24 protein-coding genes are annotated in these 21,403 nt (G+C 26.6%); 6 read left to right on the top strand and 18 right to left on the bottom strand.

Translation table 4 applies throughout. From position 1 onward, the window contains the following. Nucleotides 1-14 precede the first annotated feature (14 nt). The 12 genes from SPLAT_RS03295 to SPLAT_RS03350 all read right to left on the bottom strand — a co-directional run bounded on the left by SPLAT_RS03295 (nt 15) and on the right by SPLAT_RS03350 (nt 11,466). The gene (locus SPLAT_RS03295) at nt 15-575 is read right to left on the bottom strand and encodes a hypothetical protein (RefSeq protein ID WP_168104991.1); all 561 of its coding nucleotides are present in this window, start codon (nt 573-575) and stop codon (nt 15-17) included. An 80-nt stretch (nt 576-655) separates the two neighbouring features. Continuing rightward, nucleotides 656-1,381 (bottom strand): 23S rRNA (guanosine(2251)-2'-O)-methyltransferase RlmB, encoded by a 726-nt coding sequence (gene rlmB / locus SPLAT_RS03300; protein WP_168104992.1) that lies wholly within the window; start codon nt 1,379-1,381, stop codon nt 656-658. 15 nt (nt 1,382-1,396) lie between these two features. After that, a complete protein-coding gene (gene cysS, locus SPLAT_RS03305; RefSeq protein WP_168104993.1) occupies nt 1,397-2,737 on the bottom strand; it encodes a cysteine--tRNA ligase in 1,341 nt (446 codons plus the stop codon). Further along, nucleotides 2,730-3,431, bottom strand: a complete 702-nt coding sequence (locus tag SPLAT_RS03310; protein ID WP_168104994.1) for a folate family ECF transporter S component — start codon at nt 3,429-3,431, stop codon at nt 2,730-2,732. The genes cysS and SPLAT_RS03310 overlap by 8 nt, the downstream gene beginning before the upstream one ends. A gap of 3 nt (nt 3,432-3,434) precedes the next feature. After that, the gene (locus SPLAT_RS03315; protein WP_168104995.1) at nt 3,435-4,574 is read right to left on the bottom strand and encodes a bifunctional folylpolyglutamate synthase/dihydrofolate synthase; all 1,140 of its coding nucleotides are present in this window, start codon (nt 4,572-4,574) and stop codon (nt 3,435-3,437) included. A gap of 11 nt (nt 4,575-4,585) precedes the next feature. After that, entirely contained in the window at nt 4,586-5,509 is a 924-nt protein-coding gene (locus SPLAT_RS03320) for a hypothetical protein (RefSeq protein ID WP_168104996.1), read from the bottom strand. A gap of 95 nt (nt 5,510-5,604) precedes the next feature. Continuing rightward, nucleotides 5,605-6,291, bottom strand: a complete 687-nt coding sequence (locus SPLAT_RS03325; RefSeq protein WP_168104997.1) for a uracil-DNA glycosylase — start codon at nt 6,289-6,291, stop codon at nt 5,605-5,607. A 38-nt stretch (nt 6,292-6,329) separates the two neighbouring features. Next, nucleotides 6,330-6,806 (bottom strand): 23S rRNA (pseudouridine(1915)-N(3))-methyltransferase RlmH, encoded by a 477-nt coding sequence (locus tag SPLAT_RS03330; RefSeq protein WP_168104998.1) that lies wholly within the window; start codon nt 6,804-6,806, stop codon nt 6,330-6,332. Between the two features lie 2 nt (nt 6,807-6,808). After that, nucleotides 6,809-7,564 carry a hypothetical protein gene (locus SPLAT_RS03335; protein WP_168104999.1) on the bottom strand — a complete coding sequence of 252 codons (756 nt, stop codon included), beginning with the start codon at nt 7,562-7,564 and terminating at the stop codon, nt 6,809-6,811. A 116-nt stretch (nt 7,565-7,680) separates the two neighbouring features. Further along, nucleotides 7,681-9,042: a replicative DNA helicase gene (gene dnaB, locus SPLAT_RS03340; protein ID WP_168105000.1), complete on the bottom strand. Its 1,362-nt coding sequence runs from the start codon at nt 9,040-9,042 to the stop codon at nt 7,681-7,683. 11 nt (nt 9,043-9,053) lie between these two features. Continuing rightward, the gene (rplI, locus tag SPLAT_RS03345; RefSeq protein WP_168105001.1) at nt 9,054-9,497 is read right to left on the bottom strand and encodes a 50S ribosomal protein L9; all 444 of its coding nucleotides are present in this window, start codon (nt 9,495-9,497) and stop codon (nt 9,054-9,056) included. Continuing rightward, nucleotides 9,469-11,466 (bottom strand): DHH family phosphoesterase, encoded by a 1,998-nt coding sequence (locus SPLAT_RS03350; protein WP_168105002.1) that lies wholly within the window; start codon nt 11,464-11,466, stop codon nt 9,469-9,471. The genes rplI and SPLAT_RS03350 overlap by 29 nt, the downstream gene beginning before the upstream one ends. Nucleotides 11,467-11,656: 190 nt before the next feature. Between SPLAT_RS03350 and SPLAT_RS03355 the strand changes: the two genes are divergently transcribed. From SPLAT_RS03355 to SPLAT_RS03365, 3 genes are read left to right on the top strand one after another with little or no spacing between them, the layout of a single operon-like run. Next, on the top strand, nt 11,657-12,505 hold the full coding sequence (locus SPLAT_RS03355) for a hypothetical protein (RefSeq protein WP_168105003.1): 849 nt from the start codon (nt 11,657-11,659) through the stop codon (nt 12,503-12,505). A gap of 1 nt (nt 12,506) precedes the next feature. After that, on the top strand, nt 12,507-13,271 hold the full coding sequence (locus tag SPLAT_RS03360; protein ID WP_168105004.1) for a hypothetical protein: 765 nt from the start codon (nt 12,507-12,509) through the stop codon (nt 13,269-13,271). Nucleotides 13,272-13,328: 57 nt separating this feature from the next. Then, a complete protein-coding gene (locus SPLAT_RS03365; protein WP_168105005.1) occupies nt 13,329-13,520 on the top strand; it encodes a hypothetical protein in 192 nt (63 codons plus the stop codon). Nucleotides 13,521-13,556: 36 nt separating this feature from the next. On the opposite strand, the gene rpsR is transcribed toward SPLAT_RS03365, so the two are convergent. The 3 genes from rpsR to rpsF are packed head-to-tail and all read right to left on the bottom strand — an operon-like array spanning nt 13,557 to nt 14,815. Continuing rightward, entirely contained in the window at nt 13,557-13,781 is a 225-nt protein-coding gene (rpsR, locus tag SPLAT_RS03370) for a 30S ribosomal protein S18 (RefSeq protein WP_168105006.1), read from the bottom strand. A 14-nt stretch (nt 13,782-13,795) separates the two neighbouring features. Further along, the gene (locus tag SPLAT_RS03375; protein ID WP_168105007.1) at nt 13,796-14,281 is read right to left on the bottom strand and encodes a single-stranded DNA-binding protein; all 486 of its coding nucleotides are present in this window, start codon (nt 14,279-14,281) and stop codon (nt 13,796-13,798) included. 9 nt (nt 14,282-14,290) lie between these two features. Then, nucleotides 14,291-14,815, bottom strand: a complete 525-nt coding sequence (rpsF, locus tag SPLAT_RS03380; RefSeq protein WP_168105008.1) for a 30S ribosomal protein S6 — start codon at nt 14,813-14,815, stop codon at nt 14,291-14,293. A gap of 768 nt (nt 14,816-15,583) precedes the next feature. Between rpsF and SPLAT_RS03385 the strand changes: the two genes are divergently transcribed. Next, on the top strand, nt 15,584-15,943 hold the full coding sequence (locus tag SPLAT_RS03385) for a hypothetical protein (RefSeq protein ID WP_168105009.1): 360 nt from the start codon (nt 15,584-15,586) through the stop codon (nt 15,941-15,943). A 171-nt stretch (nt 15,944-16,114) separates the two neighbouring features. Continuing rightward, nucleotides 16,115-16,321: a hypothetical protein gene (locus tag SPLAT_RS03390; protein ID WP_168105010.1), complete on the top strand. Its 207-nt coding sequence runs from the start codon at nt 16,115-16,117 to the stop codon at nt 16,319-16,321. A gap of 25 nt (nt 16,322-16,346) precedes the next feature. Here SPLAT_RS03390 and SPLAT_RS03555 read toward each other — a convergent pair whose 3' ends face one another. Next, nucleotides 16,347-16,496 carry a hypothetical protein gene (locus SPLAT_RS03555; protein ID WP_444853130.1) on the bottom strand — a complete coding sequence of 50 codons (150 nt, stop codon included), beginning with the start codon at nt 16,494-16,496 and terminating at the stop codon, nt 16,347-16,349. Between the two features lie 79 nt (nt 16,497-16,575). On the opposite strand from SPLAT_RS03555, the gene SPLAT_RS03395 reads away from it, so the two are divergent. Further along, entirely contained in the window at nt 16,576-17,283 is a 708-nt protein-coding gene (locus SPLAT_RS03395) for a hypothetical protein (RefSeq protein ID WP_168105011.1), read from the top strand. 94 nt (nt 17,284-17,377) lie between these two features. Here the strand turns inward: SPLAT_RS03395 and SPLAT_RS03400 are convergent, their stop codons facing one another. After that, nucleotides 17,378-18,712 carry a hypothetical protein gene (locus tag SPLAT_RS03400; protein ID WP_168105012.1) on the bottom strand — a complete coding sequence of 445 codons (1,335 nt, stop codon included), beginning with the start codon at nt 18,710-18,712 and terminating at the stop codon, nt 17,378-17,380. A 125-nt stretch (nt 18,713-18,837) separates the two neighbouring features. Continuing rightward, nucleotides 18,838-21,399: an endo-beta-N-acetylglucosaminidase gene (locus SPLAT_RS03405; protein ID WP_168105013.1), complete on the bottom strand. Its 2,562-nt coding sequence runs from the start codon at nt 21,397-21,399 to the stop codon at nt 18,838-18,840. Nucleotides 21,400-21,403: the final 4 nt, after the last annotated feature.

The following is a 21,403-nucleotide window of genomic DNA, read 5'->3' on the forward strand; positions in this document are numbered from 1 at the left end:
ACTCCTACTTATCTTTATATCCTATTAAGATTTTTTAATTTTCAAGTTGCTCTTTGAAAAGCATTATCAATCTGTTTATAAGTTAAATTTAATTTTGCCATAATTTCTTGATTAGAATAGCCTTGATATTTTAATTGTAAAACATTTTGCTCATAAAAACTTAATTTTAAATTGCTATCGTTAATTAAATTCGAATAATCATCTTGAATGAAATGATTTTGAAAACTTAAATTCCTATTGAAAAAATAATCTTGGTCGGTTAGTGCTGTGTTTAAAATTTGATGATTCTTATTTAAATACTTTTTTAAATATTTTAATATCCCTCAATTTAAATTAGTTAACAAAAAATTTTTAAAACTTTTATTTTTCTTAACTTGAAAATTAAAAACACTTTGATAAAAAATCAAATAAGTAACACTTTCTAAATCACTTAATTCTAAAGGTACAGAAAAAAATTTCCTAAAGGTTTTTCTTGTCAGAACCAAGATAATATTTTGATACTTTTGATACAAAAAATTAAATGCTCATTGATTCTGAGCAATAAGATACAAATAAAGTAATTCTTCATCACTCATAATCTTACTTCCTTTCTATCTTAATAATTAAGATAAACCAGAAAGCAAAAATTTTTGATTTTTATCAAATATTTGTATGATTATTTTGTTTTTAAATAAATATTATTAGCAATAATCCCACAAGCTACACTAGCATTAAAAGATTCAATTTTTTCACTCATTGGAATTGCAACAACATAATCAGCTTTTTTTAAAATGTTATTGCTTACACCTTCACCTTCGCTACCAATAATTAATGCTAAGTGATGATCGTATTTTAAATCTTGATAGTTCACCGCTTGATCATTCTTATCTGCTGCTAGCATTCAAAAATGCTTTTGTTGTAAGAAATTAATTGTGTTGCTAAGATTACTAACTTGACAAATTGGAACAACACTTAATGCACCTGCTGCTGCCTTAGCAACTGTACTATTGACTTGCACTTGATTGCGACTTAAAATTACAACACAATCGAAATCATTACCTGCTGCAATTCGCAACATTGATCCAAAATTATGAGGATCAGTAATTTTGTCACAAACTAAAAAACGATAAAATTTATGCTTTGGTGCTCGATTGAAAATTTCATCAAGTTCAAAGTAACGATAGTCTGCAACTTGCAAACAAATATTTTGATGTTTTGTTGTTTTTAATAAATTATTCATTTTTTCTAAACTAATATATTCAAAAGGAATATTTAATTTTTTTAATTTTACAAGTAATTCTGAATGCTTCTTTGCAACAAGCAAAACTTTTTTTGCTTTCACTAATGAATCTTTTTCTAAAGACATTAAAACTGGATGATAGCCATAGATATATGAGAACATATTTTTTTCCTTTAATTAATTTTTTGGTAGAATTCCTAAATTTTGTAACTCAGAACGAACTAAGTCGGCTTTTTTGAAATCCTTTTTAACTTTTAATTCTTCTCATTCTTTAATTTTTGCTTTGATTTCTTCTGAATAGTTGCCAAATTCAAAATTGAATCCTAAAATTTCCAAAGCAAAAACTAAAGTACTGAAAATATTTTGATTGTCAGTGCTAAAATCTTTCTTATTTAATGCTTGATTTAAATCTTTAATCATATTACTAATTACTGCAAAAGTATTAGTTGTGTTAATATTATCACTTAAATATGTAACTATTGATTGGTAGTAAGATTCATGATATTGTTTTTGTTGAATTTCAATTTCACTAACAAAAGTATTATAACTTCATAATTGTAAAAATCCATGATATTTTTTAATTGTGCTAACTGCTTCAATAATTAACTGTTCAGTAAAGTCAATCGGTTGCTGATGATCATGGTTTAAAATTAAGTAACGTAAAACAAAAGGATGATACTGCTGACAAAAATCCTTAACTAAAATAACATTGTTTAATGATTTTGACATTTTTTCACTTGCTAAATTTATATGACCATTATGTCATCAAATATTTGCTAATTCTTGATTAGTAGCAGCTAAAAATTGTGCTCTTTCATTTTCATGATGAGGAAATTTTAAATCAATTCCTCCTCCATGTAAGTTAATTGTCTTACCAGCAAATTCTTTATTGATGAACACCACACATTCTGTGTGCCAACCTGGTCGACCCTTACCTCAAGGACTTTCTCAATTTATTCCAACTTTAGTATCTTTTCATAAAGCAAAATCAAAAGCTGAAACTTTATTTTCTTTGTTACTAATTCTAGCATTAGGCATCAATTCATTTGGATTTTTATTAGATAAAGTACCATAACTTGAAATCTTATCAACTTGAAAGTAAACATCACTACCTGCAACATAAGCATATTTTTTAGTAACCAGTTCTTCAATAAATTTAATATTCTCAGGAATAAAATCAGTTACTTTAGGCATTTTTTTTGGAATTAGAATATTTAGCATTTTTAAATCTGCTAAATAAGCTTGCAAATATTTTTCACTTAATTCTGATTCTGTTACTTGCTCTTTTTCTGCTTGATGGATAATCTTATCATCAATATCAGTAATATTATGAACATAGTTAACTTGAAACTCTTGATGAAGTAACAAACGATGCAAAACATCCAACACTAAAACCGGTCTAATATTTCCAATGTGGATATAATTGTAAACAGTTGGTCCACATAAATATAAATCAACAATTTTATTAGTTGTTAATTCTTTTTTTGTTTTTGACATACTATCAAAAATTTTAATCATTCATGTCTCCTTCTTGTTCTATTTGTAAATTTAAATTTTTATCTTTTTTTCTTTCTGGCTGATAAATCTTAGTATTTAAACTAATGCTATTAGTAAATATACGATATACAACCACTAATGCCAACCCATTAACTGTAAGATCAAGTGGATATTTAATAATTCTTGGCAAATATAATACTCATCATCCATCATTTAAGTTATACATATATTTTAGAACAATTGGATTAATTCCGGTAATTAATAATAATGTAAAAGCATATGTTAGAACTAAATAAAAATAAGTTGTTCACTTACTAGTATAAATTTTACTAAGCAATCTAACAAGATAATAAGGTAAGATACATCAAAGAATACTTGTTAGAGTAAAAAATAAAATTGTTGCTCCTGAACTAAAAATAATTAGTCCTAAAAAATCTGCTGCAATTCCTGCTAAAAATCCTAATGCTCCTCCAGCAAAAAAACCAATTAAAACTAGAGCAAAGTTTCCAAGCTTAATTTCAAAGATAACTGAATGTAAAAAAACTTTTGTTATTGTATTTAAAGCAACTGCTATAGCAACTAAGATTGCTGCTAACACAATTGATTTAATGTTTTGTAAGTCAGATCTAAAATTTTTATGATCCAAAATGATAATTAAAAGAAAAATAAATAAGATTATCAACCCTGAAGCAAGATTCAACCATAAAAAAACCATTGATTAATCCTCATATTCTTTCTTTTTCAACAAAAACTCTTTATAAACTAATGCTGCAAAGTAACAAGAACCTGTTACTAATATTGTACTATTTTGCTTTTGCTCTAAAATCATTTTGTCAAAAGTAAATTTTTGAGCTCTAATGCTTAATGGATGATTATTTTGACAAACAAAAATATTAGAGGTTAAATTATTAGTTAATTTTTTAATCAAAGTATTTGGTCTTTTATTTGCTAAAGCAGAAAAAATAATTTGATCAATTTTAATATTATTTAGTTCCATCATTTTAATTAATGCTTGAATGCCTGCTAAATTATGAGCAGCATCAAAATAAATTATCTTATCAAGAATCTTCACTACTTGAAAACGCAAATTAACTTTTGTTCTTTTAATAATTTTTCAAAGTAGTTTTGAATCAAAAGTAGGAAATAAAGTTTGAATAACTACAACTGCCAGTGTTTGATTTTCTAAAATGTAACCTTGATTGATAACTTTTTTAGCAAAATAAATTTCAGTGTTTGGAAATTTCAATAATTGATCAGTAAGACTACGCTTCAAATTAACGCTAATGTTTCCAAAAACAAAAAATTTTTTAGTTGTTAATTTAACAATTCCTATTTTTTGTTTTAAAATTGCTAACAAACTATGACCTAAAACTTCACTATGATCTCTAGCAATTGATGTTAAAATAGCATAGTCACTACGAATGATATTTGTTGCATCAAATAGACCACCAATACCAACTTCAATAATTGCTCAATCTACCTTTTGCTCTTGAAAATAAATTAAAGCAATTAAAGTTAAAATTGCAAAAAAACCTAATTGATACTTTTCTACATCATCACTTATTAAATTTTTAATTCTTAATAAATCTTCATCACTAATCATTTCATCATCAACAATAATTCTTTCGTTGACAATTAAAATATGAGGTGAAGTAAACAAACCAACTTTTAACTTTAATCCTTGACTTAAAACTGCATATAAATAACGAGCTACTGATCCCTTACCATTTGTTCCAGTCACATGGATATATTTAATTTGCTGATCAGAAATTAAATATTTTTCTTTTAAAATTTTTAATTTTTTAAAACTATCATTTGATGGATATTTTGCCAATCAAGTTCAAAATTTATCAGTCACATTAAACCTCTTTAATTAAGATTATCAATAGTAATTAAAGGATTAACAGTTTTTCAAGTTATGTAAATGATAATAGAATTGATAATAATTTTTAATGGTGCCATGACAATTCTCGGAATCATGGTCAACCCATAATCTTTTGCTGCTGAAGCCGATAAGAAACTCATATCTGCATATGATGCAATCAAAACTGTAACAGCATACTCAGAAACAACCGCTAAAAGAATAATTGGCAAGATATCATAAATTTTTTGCTTCTCACTATTTTTTCAATAAAAAAATAATCAAATATAAATAACTAATAAAGTAAGAAGTCCACCACCAGCAATAACGCCAACAACAGCATACTTATTCATTGTGATGCCAGCTGATAGCGGAATGCTCTCTTCTGGATACTGTAAAGCAAAATAAGCTCCACCACCAGCAAAAAACAACATAAATACATTAATTAAAAGAAAAATTACTCAAGGATGTTTCTTTAATTTAATTTTTAAAACTCCAGCAACCCCAGCAAGAAATCCCATTAAAATAATACAAAAAATATAAACCGGATTGATGTAGGAAGGAACAAACAACATAACTAAAATATCGGTAATTGTTGCTGAAATAATTCCAATTACAGGTCCAAACATGTAACCAGAAATTTTAATCATCAACCCTTCAATTGCCAACCGAACCGGAGGCAAAACAGTAATTGGGATTGTCAATGAAACAACAATTGTTGCAACAACCGAAACTGAAGTAAGCATGGTAATGTAAGCAATATTTTTTGTTGTAAAACGTGGCCCCTTATATTTATCTTTTTTCAATCATCTTCAAAAAACGTTTACTAAAATATAAGTCAAGATAATGAAACTAAAAGCAATAATTAAATAAATAGCAGTCTTACCACTAAAGAGAGAAAAGTTATCATTTGCGTTAAGTTTAAAAATCATTTTCGACCGCCATTCACTATTTCACTTTATTTTGTCAAGTATATCATATCATTACTTAAGATTGCTATAATACTTTATTTATATTTTGCTTAGTGCTATTTACTTTTTGCTAACTTTCAATTAATTGGAATTTGATTATTTGCTGCTAATCAATCATTTGTTTTGCTAAATGGTTTTGAACCAAAGAAACCTTTGTTAGCACTAAAAAATGAAGGATGAGGACTCTCAACAATTAAATGTTTAGTAGTGTCAATTAATTCTTTCTTTTGTCTAGCATTGTTGCCTCATAAAATAAAAACTAAGCGCTCTTTCTTTTCATTTAAATAAGATAGAACATTATCAGTAAAAACATTCCAGTTGTAGTGACTGTGACTATTAGCAGAATTATAACGAACTGTTAATGCAGTGTTTAGTAAAAAGACTCCTTCTTTTGCTCAATCAATTAAATAACCAGTTTCTTGATTATCAATTTGTAAGTCATCTTTTAATTCTTGAAAAATATTTCTTAAACTTGAAGGTAGTGTAATACCTGGCAAAACACTAAAAGCCAACCCATGAGCTTGATTTGGTTGATGATAAGGATCTTGACCTAAGATAACAACTTTTACTTTATCTAAAGGAGTTAGCGAAAATACCTGAAATATATTATCTCATTTTGGAAAACATTGATACTTTTGATATTCATTTTTTATGTTAACTAATAACTCTTGAAAGTAAGGCTTCTTTTGTTCAAGAATAAAAAAATCACTTCACGAACTATCTACTAATAATTTTTGAGCCATCATTATTTCTCCTTCTTTATTAATATAACCACTGTAATTTACTTATGATAAGGCTTATGATTAATAATTTGCAATGCTCGATACAATTGCTCTAATAAAATAACTTGTGCTAATTGATGTAATAAAGTAATTCTGCCAAAAGCTAATTTTTTAATTTTTTGATTATTTTTTAATTCTTGGCTCACTCCATTACTACCTCCAATAATAAATAATAATTTTCCTTGATAATAGTTTTGATTTTTAATAATCATTTCTGCTAGTTCTTCACTACTAATTAATTGCCCTGTTAAGTCTAATAAGAACGATTGATAGTCTGTATACTTAAATAATAAATCATTAATTTTTTCAGATTCTAATTTTAAATTAACATTAATATTTTTATCAAGATTAATTTCATCAATGATATGAACTTTTACTTTAGCATTATTTTGTAATCTCTGATAGTATTCTTGATAAGCTGATTTTCAATATTGCTTATCAATTTTGCCCACACAAATAATAACAATATCTAACATAATTAAACTTTTGTTAGCGCAAGGTTAGCAATTCTATCATACGGTGGATTCTCAAAGCTAGCATCACCAAGTGGTTTAGTAAAAGTAGTAATATCCAACATCACAACTGGTTGATTGTTTACATCAGTAATTTTAGTAAAATTGAAATTAATCTCAGCATTAAAATCAATTTGAAAATCACCAATTACTAAAAATAAATGAATTCAACCAGATCTAGTAATTATTTTTGTATCATCATTAAATTCAGATGAATTTGGAACAACAATATTATCTTTTTCTGGGTCATCTCCTGGGTTAGCACTAGTAATAAATCAATATGACATTACTTTATTTGTATCATCACTTGCATCATTATTTTTTAATTGAACAATAAATTCTTGACCACCCTGACCTCTAAAAGAAAATGCATCTTCTGAACCAGTAGGTTCATAATGAAAACTTGAAAAAGATTTACGTTGTCATACTTCAGATGAATAAAATTCTTCTCATTCTGTTCCAGGTTGTTTAAAATTATAAATCTTATCTGTTGCTGTTTGTCCTGCTAGTGCTATAAGATAGTTAGCATTCACACCACTATAATTATATTGATTATTGTATACATACTCAGTAAGTGGATCTTGATTATTTTCAGCTTTTTTGGGAGCCTCTTTAATTACTACCTCAATATTATCACCTTTAGAAACACCACAAGCACTAACTGCTAAAGTTGTACTTCCTAAAAATGCAACTGCTGAGAAAAAGGCAAGTATTTTTTTCATATTATTTTATTTAATTCTCCTTTAATTTTAAAAAGTTTGCTATTGTCAATTTTAACTTATTTTAACTAAAAAAGCAAAAATTAAAAAAGAAAAACTCATAAGTCTATTTAAGAAACTTATGAGTTTTGATAGTTTTCAAATTTACCTCATTTAGGAATAAATACTGTTTCAACTTTACCGGTTGGACCATTACGATGCTTAGAGATGATAATTTCTGCTACGTGATTTTCTTGTGTCTCTTTTGTTGAGTCCTCACCATTTTTTTCTTTGTAGTAATCATCACGATAGAGAAACATAATCAAATCAGCATCTTGTTCAATTGCACCTGATTCTCTTAAGTCTGACATCAAAGGTCTTTTTTCTTCTCTTCGTTCAACTAAACGCGATAATTGAGACAAACAAATAATTGGAATATTTAATTCTCGAGCAGAAATTTTTAGACTACGAGAAATATTTGATACTTCTTGTTGTCTTGATTCACTACTAGTTGAACCAGTTAGCAATTGTAAGTAATCGATAATCACTAACTTAATATCATACTCACGAACTAATTTTCTTAATTTTGTTTGCAGTTCTAAAATTCGCAATCCTGGACTATCATCAATAATAATTGTCTTTTGTTTTAGTTGTTCTGCTGTATTGCTAATTCTTCTTCAATCATCTTGCGTGAATTTAAATTTGCTACGTAATTTATGAGCATCAAAATTTCCTTGGCAAGAAATCATTCTTGTGATTAATTGATCCTTTGGCATCTCTAAAGAAAAAATTAGCACTGCTTCATCTTTTTGCTTTAAACTGTTCGCAGCATTTAAAGCAAAATTTAAAGCTAAAGCAGTTTTTCCCATTGAAGGTCTTGCTGCTAAGATAATAAAATCACCTGACTGAAAACCACTAGTCAAATTATCAAGATTATTAATTCCTGAAGTAATACCAGTTAGATTTTGATTTGACTTTTGCAATTGTTCAATTTTTTCAACAACATCATCAATTGATTCAGAAATTGGCAACAATTCTTCACTATTTCTTTCGCTGCTAACCTGAACAATCTCAGCTTCTGCATCAATTAAAATATCAGTAATTTTTTTATCACCTTGTAAGTCATCTTCAATTTTTTTTAATGCTTGCCCTAACTGACGTTTTGTTGTTCTTTCAACTAAAATATTAATGTGCTCTTTAACATTAGCATCACTGATATAGTTTTGAATTAAATAAGATAAATAATCAATCCCACCAATTCTTGCTAAAAAGTTCTTTTTTACTAACGTATCACTAATTGTTGTAACATCAATTCCTTTATTATTTTTAAATAATTCAACAATTGTTTGAAAGATCACTTGATTATTTTTAACTGTAAAATCTTGATCTTTCAGTAAAGTCAAAGCACTCTCACAAGCTTTAGGCGATTGAATCATGGCACTTAAAACATTAACTTCAACTTCATTAATAAAATCTTGATTTCGCTCTTGATTTTCACTCATAAATCAACTCCTTATTTTTCACTAACTTTAATTTTAAATTTAGCAAGGACATCTGAATATAACTTCACTGTTACTTCAGTTGTACCAAGTGCTTTAATTGGTTTAAAGTTAACAAACTTATGCTTATCAAGTTCAATCCCAAAATTAAAATGCAAGTAGGCACAAATTTGTTTTGCTGAAATTGCATTTGCTACTTTACCATCTTTACTATTTAAATAAAACTCTAAAGTAAGTTTTTCTAAATCACTTTTGATGCTTTGATAATATTTAATCTTTTCTAAAGCCATTTCCTTTTCATCAGCTTTAATTTTTTTGTTTACTTTTAATGCATCTTCAGTTGCAGAAACTGCTAGTTTATTAGGAAACAAATAATTCTTAGCATAACCATCACTAACCTCTACTACTTGATTAATCTTACCTAAATTCTTAACTTCGTTTAAAAGTATTACCTTCACTTTGATAAACCTCACTTTCAATTGCGTGGACTAATTTATTATACAACTCTTTTAATGATAATTTACTATCCTGAACAGCAGCAGCGCTAAAGTGACCACCACCACCTAAACTCTCACAAATAATCTGAACATTAATCTCACCATTACTTCTTGCTGACAAACAAGCACGCTTTTGCTTATCATAGCCAATTGTAAAAGCAGCACGACATTCTTTTAAATCAAGTAACATTTCTGAAATTTGTGCTAAAAATGTTGGATGATATTCTTCATTTTCATCAGCAATAACTGCTAAGAATCCTTTTTTAATTGTTTTTGCTTTACTAATTAAAGCAAATTTTTCAATCAATTCACTTAAAGTATCTTGCAATAAGCCCTTAACTTTAGCAATTGAAGCTCCTCATTCAATTAATAATCCACAAGCCTCAAAAGTTCTTCTTGTTGTTCGAACTTGTAAGTTATGAGTATCAATTAAAATTCCTGCTAACATTAAATTTCATAAAAAGTCATTTTCAATATTAGTAAAATCATTGTAGTACATAATTTCTGCTAGTGATTCAGCAGTTGAAGAAGTCCCAGCATCAATATAAGAAATTACAGTATTGTAAATAACTTCATCCGAAACACGATGATGATCAATCACAATAACTTTTGAAGCTTTATTTAAAACCTCAGGAGTATCAACTCTTTTTGGATTGTGGGTGTCAACAATAACTAATAAAGTATTTGGATGCAATAATTTTAATGCTTGCTTACTATTAACAAAATTAGCGTCAATATATTCTTCTGGAACTAATTGTTCCAATACTTCTTTAGTCTTAGAATCTAGTTCATTTTGATTAACAATATAGTGAGCCTGACAATTTAAATTATTCGCAATCTCAACAATCGCAACTCCTGATGAAATGCTATCAAAGTCAGCATTTTGATGCCCCATAACTAAAACATTTTTTGCTAACTTAATTTCATTGTATAAAGATTGTGCAAACATTCTAATGTTAATTTTTGATTCAGATTGTTTTGCTTCAATTGTTCCACCAATAAAAATTGTGTTACCACCAAACTCACGAATAACTACTTGATCACCACCACGATAAACAGCTAATTCCTTAGCTTCAATTGCAAGTTCATATAAATCCTTATTAATTGCATTCCCATATGAAAATCCAGCAGATAGCGTGATGTCAGCTTTAAATTTCTTTACTCCTTCACGAACATTTTTAATCAACTGAAAGTTATCATTTTTTGCTTTTTCAAATTCATTTTGATACAACAGCACTGTGTAACCATCTTCAATATTTCCTAATAGTAAACATGAATAATCAGCAGCAAAATTATTTAATTCTGTTTTGATAAATGCTTCAACACGAATTTGATTTTCTACTCTTAACTTTTGTAAAGAATTATAAAAATTGTCAACATTGATAACACCAAAAACTAATTTTTCATGTTGCAACTTATCATATAATAAATGATACTTAGTTGTTTCTTGCAATAAGATTGTTCTTGTTTGAGTTAAATAAATTGCATCATAAAGCATATTTTCAATCTTTAAAGTAATCTTATGAATATTGTTGTTAATTAATTGTTCAAAATCTTTTGATAATTTAACAATTGATTTTCCAATTAATTTTCCTAATCCTTTATCTTCTAAGAATTCACTAATTCACATAATAGTTAAATCATGATCTAAGATAATCATCCCAACACTACCAAAAGTTAGCGCTTGCGTATTATTCAATTTAATAACTTCAGCAGTACTAATATATCTTTGTCTAATTCACAAACTAAAAAGAAAAATATAAAGACAAATAATTAAAAAGTTACCAATCACTAAAGATAAAATAATGACAACAGTAACAACATCAATTTTTGAATTGATATTGATAATAAAATAAGTCAAGCCAATTAAAATTTCAATTATTAATCATACAATCATAATTAAATGATAATTACGTAGAGATTTAAACACATTACACTTCCTATATTCAATAGTACTATCTAATTTACTTTCTTTAATTATACTATATCTAAGATTAACATAATATCTAATAAGTTTGTTGAAATGATAAGTCAAAAATGTCATTAAAATGTCATTAAATTAAATGTCAATCAAAAATAATAAGGTAAGATTATATTTAAGAATCTAGGGGGTTTTTATTATGAAAAAAGGGTTAAGTATTTTTAGTGCGCTTATTTTAACAGGCACAGCAACAACATTATTAACTACTAATGTTCAAACTCATCAAAATAAAATTAATCAAAGTAATAGCGAATCAGACATTGATTGAAGTTTACTTAAAAATATTAATAATGATTATTTTAAAAATTTTAAAGAAACTCATAAAGCAGAAGTAACAAATTTTTCTGCGAGAAATATTGATGAAATAATTGCATATGCTCAAAAAAAAGCAAATGAATATATTCAATTATTTCAAAATCAAAATTTTGATTTAAATCAAATTATTGAATATCTTTCAACTGAAAATAGCAATTTTAAAGAAAATTATCATAAATCTTTACAAAACCAATCTAATATTATTAATAATCAAATAAGTTCAACAACTAATGTAACAACATTTAGTGATGCGCAAGATTTTGCTAAATTAGAAACATTTGTTAAAAATTTAAGAATTGAAAAAGCAATCTTTACAACTATAACTGCAACTTCTGCTATAGCTGCTGCAGGATTTTGAGCAGCAGCTTGATGATTTGGTATTAGCATTCCTTGAGCAATAGCATGTACTACAATTAGTACTGTTTCTGGAGGAATAACAACTGCATTAAATGGAGCATTAGTAGAATATGATAAAGAATTAAGTAAAATTGATAAAGCAATTATTTGAGGTAGTATGATTTATTATTTAGGTCATATATTTTATAAATTTGCATATATAACATTAATTGCAGGTGCTACTACAGTAACTGCTACAAGTTGAGCATTTCCAGCAGTTCTTGCACTAGTTCCAGTAATCTCAACAATATCAACTTGAATTAGTGTCTATAAATAAAATGTCAGAACAACTTGAATTTTTCTTATTAGAATTTTTATTATTTCTAATTTGCGTTGGATCATCTGTTGCTGGAGCATATTTTCCTGGGCATAAAATGTGAGTTCAATACACAAATAATTGCGTTAGTATATTTAAATTAAAAAATTTACCTTTTATTATTAAGGAATATAAATATAAATATGTAAGTTGATTTGTTTTCTTTACTTTATTTAATTGTCTTGCACTATCAATGTTTTTATGAATTTGATTTAATGTAACTAAAGATATATATCAAGGAGAAAATATCTTATTATTTATTCCTTTTATCATTGTATTTTTACTTTCTGATGCTTTAATCTTTATTTTATTTAAAAAATTTTGAAATGAAATAAAAGAAATTGGTATTTATTCTAAAAAAGAAGCAGTTGAAACATTTAAAAAATTCCAATCAGAAATTAAATTTAAAAATATAAAAAGCTTTCAAATAATTGGACACAGTCAAAATACTATTCAAGACTATCCTTTTCAATTTCAACAACGAAACTATCAAAGAAAAATAAAAAAACTAATCAATAAAAAAACTAATGAAGAAAAATATGATATTAAATTAATCACCTTATTCAATAATTATTTAAAAATATATGCAATATTTATTAAGCGTATTAGTAAAGAAAAATATGATGTGATCATCGAAAACTCTGAACAATCAATTTATTTTCCTGACATTATAATTAATAATTTCTTTGCTTACGTTAATCAAGCACAAAAAGAATTTTCAAACTAAAAAATAAGATTTTAAATTTCTTTTTTTAAGATATCAATACATGTAAGGGGAAAAGTTATGGAAAAAGAAAACAAACGTGATGTAGTAGGTGAAGTAATCAATGGAGTAATGTCTGAACCAACTGAATATGGGACATTAACTTTGGTTATAATGTGAACTCTTGGGCTACCATTAATGTTGTTATATGTAATTATTAAATACAGTGTTAAAGGAACTAAAAAATTAGTTAAGAAAATAAAAATTAAATAAAAAAAGAGAAGATTATTCTTCTCTTTTTATTTGATTCTAAACTGAGTAAGGTAACAAAGCCATGATTTGTGCACGTTTAATTGCTGTAGCAATTTGACGTTGGTACTTTGGTTTTGTTCCAGTTGCTCTTGCTGGTAAAATTTTGTTGTTGTTAGACATAAATTTCTTTAATAATTCAATATCTTTATAATCGATATATTTAATTTGATTTTTAGTAATCTGACAATATTTTTTTCTTGTGTGAACACGATTTCTATTCATAATTTCTCCTTATTTTAATCTCAAATAATAGCCTCATCATCTGAGTCACTACTATCTAAGCTACTATTATTTACAAAACTAATTTCTGTATCATAACTTTCAGTATTTTTGATTGCTTCATCAATATTTACTTCATTAGTTTTTTCAATATTATTTTTTTGGAATTCTGAACCATTTGCGTTACTGCTAACGCTATCATTAATAATATCTCTTCTACGACTGTCTAGAAAAGAAACACTATGTGCTGAAACCTCAGTAATATATTGGTCTCGATTATCTTTTCTTGTTGTGATATGACCTGCTACTGCAATTAAAGATCCTTTGCCAACAAACTTTGTCATATTTTCAGCAACACGATTTCAAGCAATACAATTAATAAAATTTGTTCTATTACTTGAATCATCAACTGCTACACTAAAGAAAACATAATTTTTTCCTGTGCTAGTTTTTCTTAATTCTAAGTTTCGTGTGATTCGACCAATTAATGTTACATGATTCATAAGTGCCCCCTATTTTTCTTCAGTATTTTCTTTTTTTGTGCTTTTTTCTGAAGAATTTTCTTGTGTTTCCTGTTTAACTTCAGTAACTTCTTTATTAGTTTTTGCTAATTCTTGTTTTACTTCAGCTTTAGGAGTATCTAAAGTTTTTACTCTTGGTTCGCGATTGTATTCTCGAGTAAATTCAGGTTTTTTTGGACTTTCTTTTCTTTCTTTAAAAGTATTAATTTTTTCTTCATCTAAATTAATAACTAATTTTCTAACTACATCACCTTGCTTTTGTTTAATTGAAAAAATACGATTAAAGTCAGCAATATTTTCTGGTGTTGTACTTAATTGAAGAATAAAGTAATGTCCTGAATTTTTATGATTGATTTTGTAAGCGAATTGGCGAATAAAATCTTCTTCTTTTGTAATTTTACCATTATTTTTAGTTAGAATTTCAACAAACTCTTTTTTAATTAAGTTTGCTTTTTCTGGATTTTGATCGTCAACAATATACATGATTTCATAATTGTTGAATTTAGTTTCCTGCATTGAGAAACCTCCTTTTGGACTTATGGCTCTAGTGAGCAAGGAGTTAAAGATTCAATATCTCTATTTAATTTAATATTAATTAATTAACTCGTTTATTAATTATATAATTATGCCCTAAGTATGTCAATATATCAGTATTTCAGGGAGTAAGAAATTATTTTTGGAAAAGAGCTTACATTTAATTTAAAAACTAAACTTAAGCTAACAGATTTTATATTCTTTATTATTTTTAACAAGAAAAAAATAAAAAATCAAGTAAAATACTAATTTCAAATAACACAAAAATAACTATGTCAAAATATCTTGTCCTAAAATCATAAAAAATGTCATTAAACTAATTATCTTTGTAATTAAGAATCCATCTGATTCAGTTACTACTCTTTAAATTTAACAAAGGTAACTCAATATCAAAAAATAATCCTGGTTATTACGATCAACTTTATTCCAATAAGAACGTCGATAAAAAAGTTTCGTATATAAATTATTCTGGATAACTTCCTGCTTAAGCAAATCTAAAATATTAAGACCATTCATTTTAGCTAAACGTAAACTTAACTCTTATAAGTAACTTAACCTAACGCTTTATTATTAAAACCAAATAAAGACTTTAAAATAGAAATATTACTTTCGGCAAATGTACCAATATTAAAAAATTTTTATAAGTTTGTCGTCCTACAGTTTAGTTGCGAAAAAAAGAAATCGAGTTATAATGAATTATAAAAGGGTATAAAGTTGTAACCTCTTTGTTTTGTAAAGAAAGGATAAAAAATGATAGACAAACAAGGTATTAATGATAACACTACTAATTCAAATAATACTGACATAGGAAACAATAAAAATAATCGTAGTACAGAAAAAAATATTGATAAAAATAATAGTATAACTATTACTGACAATAAAGGAGATGTCAAAATTGATCAAAGCAAAAAAAGTTTTGGTAGAAAAATACTAGAAAATATTCAAGATAATTTTTTACTTTATGCTTTACTTATATATGCTATATGAATGCTAACAACAATATTAATGTCAATTACTAAAGTAATGCCCTGATGAGGAACTTTAATTATGATACTATTACCATTTACATATTGATTCATTATTGAGCTTATTAAAGCAATTAAATCATAAGTAGTAAAAAATGTTTGAAAAACAACCATTTTTAAAAGAAATTAAATGTGCTAAATCTGAAATAAATTTAAGTGCATCAACATATAAAGAATTAAGAGAGTTATTTTCTTGTTATAAATATGATTTATGTTACGGATGCTGTGAGTGTAATTAAAGAAAGGCAATAATAAAATGGATTGAAGCAATAGAAATGATATAAATTCAGCTGAAAAGCTAGATCGAGTAATTAAAGAAGATCAAGCAAAAAATGCTGAAGAAAGACAACATGAAACTTATAAAGAACGAAATAATTGAAAAAGAGCTTTTATAACATGAACTCTAAGTTCAATTGCAATCATAATATCAATAATATCTTTAGTTATTTCATTATGAAATTAATGTTATGTGGGCTTGTACTTATTGATTATGAATAAATTGTTTTACTGATAATAAAGTAAATGATGTAAATTAAACTTAAAACTAACATAAAAGGATGGCTAAATAAAATAGCCTGACATTCAATGTAATAACATATCTGAAGAATTATACATATCCAGAATAATTTGCGAAGCAGTCGCTAAAAACTCACATCATTACTATACAAGTAATTATAAAAAAGATAAAAAATATTAAATTTTTAAAAGAGGACATAAATGAAAAAAACTAAAAAAGAACCTTTTAAAAGAAAAGAAATTCTTAAATATATGAATCTGTTATTAAGAAATAAAGATAAAGAATTAGAACTTTCTAATTATGAAATTGCCATAATTGATTACATTATTCAATATAAAAAGTTTGTTTACCCTACTAGAGTATCTTTAGTCAGTGATATAAATATGTATATTAAACAAATTTTTATTGTAGGAAAATTAATAAAAAGTAATTCAGAAAAAGATGAATATATTTATAAAGCAAAATTATCTAATAATTTTGATGTAACACTAGAATGAAAAGCATATAAAAATTATAAAAGTTATCTTATGAAAAAGATAAACAACAGAATTTTTTATAAGAAAAATCTAAAAATTACTCTTAATAACTTAATAGATTATAAAAATGATTTTATGAATGCTAGTCTTGAAGAACTTTTTTACATTCAAGAAATAGTTAATAAAAAATTAATTAAATTAAAATCAGATAACACAAAAGAGAACTGAAATCAAAAAAGAAAATGTTTTGAAGCAAAAATAATTTCTGGTGGTTTTTTTATTGAATATAAAATTAAAATAGAAGATATAATGTTAACTTACAAAGGTCATAGATATATTGAAAGTAAATTCCCTAAAATAATTTCAATTCTAAGTTTAACATTAGCAACTATATCTACATTAGCTACTATTTTAGCAATTTTAATAAGATAAATTAATTAATTTAAAACTACTAATACGTAAAAAAATAACTCTTTGTTTGAGTTATTTTTTTAATTATAATAGTCTAACAAGTTTCATAAAAAAATTAATAATTAATAAGCCCCATAGCATTAGCATTTAGAGTATGAGTTGTTGATTGTGGTAACATGAAATGTGCATTTCACCCTTGAGTAATGTTATAAAAAGTTAATGTTGTTTTATTTCAAACTATGATAATATCATCATTTTCATTTGCTGGTCCACCAGTTGATGTTCATTTAAGCAATGTAGTGTTAACATTATTATTTCAAGTGATTTTATTAGATTTTAAATGAAAGATAAAATCTCCTTTATTGAATTTTAAACGATATCCTTGAACCATTTCTTTTGCTTTTAATTTATAAACTGCTGTTCCATTATCAGAATAATTTCCAATTCAATCATAAGGTGCTAGAAAAGCATTATTATCTTTAATTGTTAACTGTTCACTACCAAAACATCCACCTTTTCATTCTCAAATATCTGTATTGTAAGCTCAGTTGGCAGCCATTGTTCTTGAAATTGCAAATGGTGCAATTCTTGTTTGTCATGGATTTGCAACTCTTTGTGCATAGCCCTCAGTTCCATATTCATGTTGACCTTGAGCATAAACTTTAAACTTTCCTTCAATTAAATTACATAAATATCAATATGCTGATTGAAAAGGTTTACCTTCTGGAGCATCTTGAACTGAACAACAGATGTATCAAGTGTTTTCTCCAAATCTAATAACATTTGGCACTTCAACTCCAAAAGGACGAACATATAATTGATCTACTTTTTCAATATCATCTGTGTTAAAGCTGTTAATTTTTCAAAACTCAACACGATCATGAGCTGAGATTGCAAAGTATAATCCTTTATCTGTTTCATATACGTAAGGATCTCTTCAATCAGTGCTTGTAGGATTCTTGCCTTGTGGTGCTAAAACTCCAGCTTTGTAAATTGGTTTCCCTAAACCGTGTGAAACATAATAAGCAATTCCACTATCTCCTGTATAATCTTGATTTGCTTTAACTCCTCTTACTGATGTTTGACTATCCATTATCTTACACTCTTGCATTGAGATTAAAAATACGACATCTCCTTTATCAAAGAATTGTCCATTATCATCAATTCAAACTGAACCTCCCATAGCAGCAGGTGGATAACTTATTTGAAAAAATTCTCTTCCTTCTTTAATACGAATTTCAGTTTGAGTTCATGTATTTAAATCAGATGAAACCATTTCAACTCATCCTGATGGAAAATCTCTTCCATTTCTAAATAACATTCAGCTATAGTATAATTTTTGTTCCTTATCATATAAGATTGAACAAGGGTCGTTTGCTCACGCATCTAAACTACCATCCTCTGTGTTTTTCGGTGAATATCATTTAAATGGTTGGTCTTTTAAATTCATAATTATTACCTCCTTTTTTGAGTTATTATATAAGCCAATATTTAAATTGACATATCAACAGCTAAATTAAGGAGATAGTATTTTATTTATTTCTCATACAAAATGTACCTTAAACGATTAATAAATTAATTTTTTAAATTTCATGATTGAAAACTTGAATTTTCAGAATTGTATTTATTAATTGTTTTGATAATAATTTTGTCATTATTACTAATTAACAAATTTTTTAGATAATAATTATTGTTAACTGTTTGTCCAACAAAAAGTGTGTCACCAAAAGCTTTTTGGATGTAAATTTCATAGTAAGCAATTTGCTCATGTAAGCTGCTATCAACGTTTCAATTAAGTCTTAAAGAAGTTTTGTTACCTCTAGTAACAGCGTTCTCACTAGTTAAATCTGTAATATAAGTTTGGTTTTCTAATTGATCTTGTTTGTTCTCATTAAAGTTAACTGTCATCTCACCAACATTAAACTTAATTTTTGGTGCATCTGCTTTAAGTGGATTGATACTTAATCCCAATTTTGCAATCTTATTAGATAATTCTCCTATTGTTGATAAATCAGATGAAATAGTAACTCAGCCATTAACATCTGGAACTTCTTCAACTCCAATTTCTTTTGTACTACCATCAGCAAAAGTAACTAAAATCTTCACACCAATGCTATCGCTAAGATTTTCTCAATTATCCTTTTCATCAGTCATTTTATATTTAAAATTTACTTTTTTATTCGCTTTATTGTAGTTGGTTCCCATAATGTTTCAATTAATTTTTTCTTTCAACCCAAAAGGTAGAACTTTCCCTTTGTCATCAAAACCACTACCTAAAGCAATTGAATTTCCTTTACGATACGGTTGATAATAATCATAAAAGCCAAACACATCACTACTTGGCATTTTATTACTTGCTGTTTCAATATTTCATTTATAAGTTGGTTGCGTATCAAATAAACGACGATTATTTCATGGATAATTTTTAACAACACTACCATCATCACTAACAAAAATTTGACCCTGACCAGTTGAAAAATTAGTTTTAAAATTGCTAACGTTATCAACCCCAGATGCATCATCAAATAAAATTGTATTTTCTTGGACTAAATTACCAACACCATAACTCAAATCTTTAATAGAAAAATCTGAATCTCAAGAAGTTGTTCCTTTATCTTGATTAGTTAAATAACGATGCTGACCAGTGTAGATCATATCGTCATAGTAGTTAGCATACATTGTTGCAAAAACATCATCACTAATTGTTGGTTGATGTCCTAATCGATCTAGATAAATTCCTGCTAAATCAAATGCTGTTGTTGCTTGAAAAATTGATAAAGAATTTTGATTTCTACCATCAAAAGTTCATTTATTATTATCACGATCAGTAAGTTCCTTACCCAAATTTTGATATTCTCGACCATTTTGATCTAAATGTCTTTGTGTTAATTCACGTATATCTCTTGTTCCAATTCTTTTTTCATTATAAAAAATTTCACCATTAACCCATCCACCAAGGTTATACATATTATAAATATCAAAACTATTAAATTGTTGGTGATTTTGACTTCATTTGTTACTATCATTTGGATAACTATAAAAGTCTTGCAAAAATTGACCATGATTAACTTCAGCTAATTTATTTGCTCAAGTATCAATTGGTTGACCATTTTCATAATATCCTAAAATTCCATGATCTTTATATAAAAGTAATTCTAAATGCTTAATCTCAGAATCAGTACTTTCTTGCACTTTCTTATTAAACTGATTGATGATTTCTACTGACATTTGATTATCCATAATTAAACCATTTTGTCATGAACCATTAGGTTCATTATTTCAAAATCAACCATCAAACCCCATATATTTAGACATATTAATTAAGACATCAACAATTTGAAAATTACCACTATCATCACGTTTTAAAAAATCACGCAACATTGCTTTAGTCAAGCCATGATAGCCATCTAAAAAAACTTGACCATAAATCTTTGTGCCATTAACATGAGCAGCATTGATTTCATCTGCTGCTGGAGGAACAATAATTCCTTCACTTTCAGCACCTGCTCAAGCAACAAAACGATCACTATATTGTCAATTATTAAAATTTAAATTAAAAATTCGATTTGAACCAACAACACTATTCATCGCACTAGTAGCCTTGACACCTAAACCTAAAATTTGCGTTTGCACATTAGCATCTTGACTATTCACTCATTTATTTGCTACTTTCTTACTTTGAATATAAGAATAGTCGCCTTGATTATATTTAGCATCATGATCAATATTTGGATCTCAATCTAAAATACTGTTAACTTGTTGAAACATCAATGATTTTTGCGATTCACCAAAATCTTTTAAATAATTACCATTTGGATTGAAAGCACTATTCATTGGCACACCAGTAACAGCTTGTTTTTTAATGGCATCTAAATTTTTAAACCCAGTATTAAAATTTTTATAATCAAGATAGCGTTGATTGTTCACATATGACAAGTCACCACTATTAGTAATCACTTTATCTCTTAAACTGACACTTTGATAGCCAGGAAAATTAGGCTCTTCTTTTTTTCAATTATAGTCACTTAAATTTGCTAAATCAATATTTAAAAAATTAAAACTACAAGCAAAAAGAAAAATATTAAAGATTGGTAGAAATAAAACAAATGTGCTGAAAGCAAGAATAATTTTTTTCACTTCT

The sequence above is a fragment of the Spiroplasma platyhelix PALS-1 genome, assembly GCF_021496725.1.
Classification (GTDB): Bacteria; Bacillota_I; Bacilli_A; order Mycoplasmatales; family VBWQ01; genus Spiroplasma_D; species Spiroplasma_D platyhelix.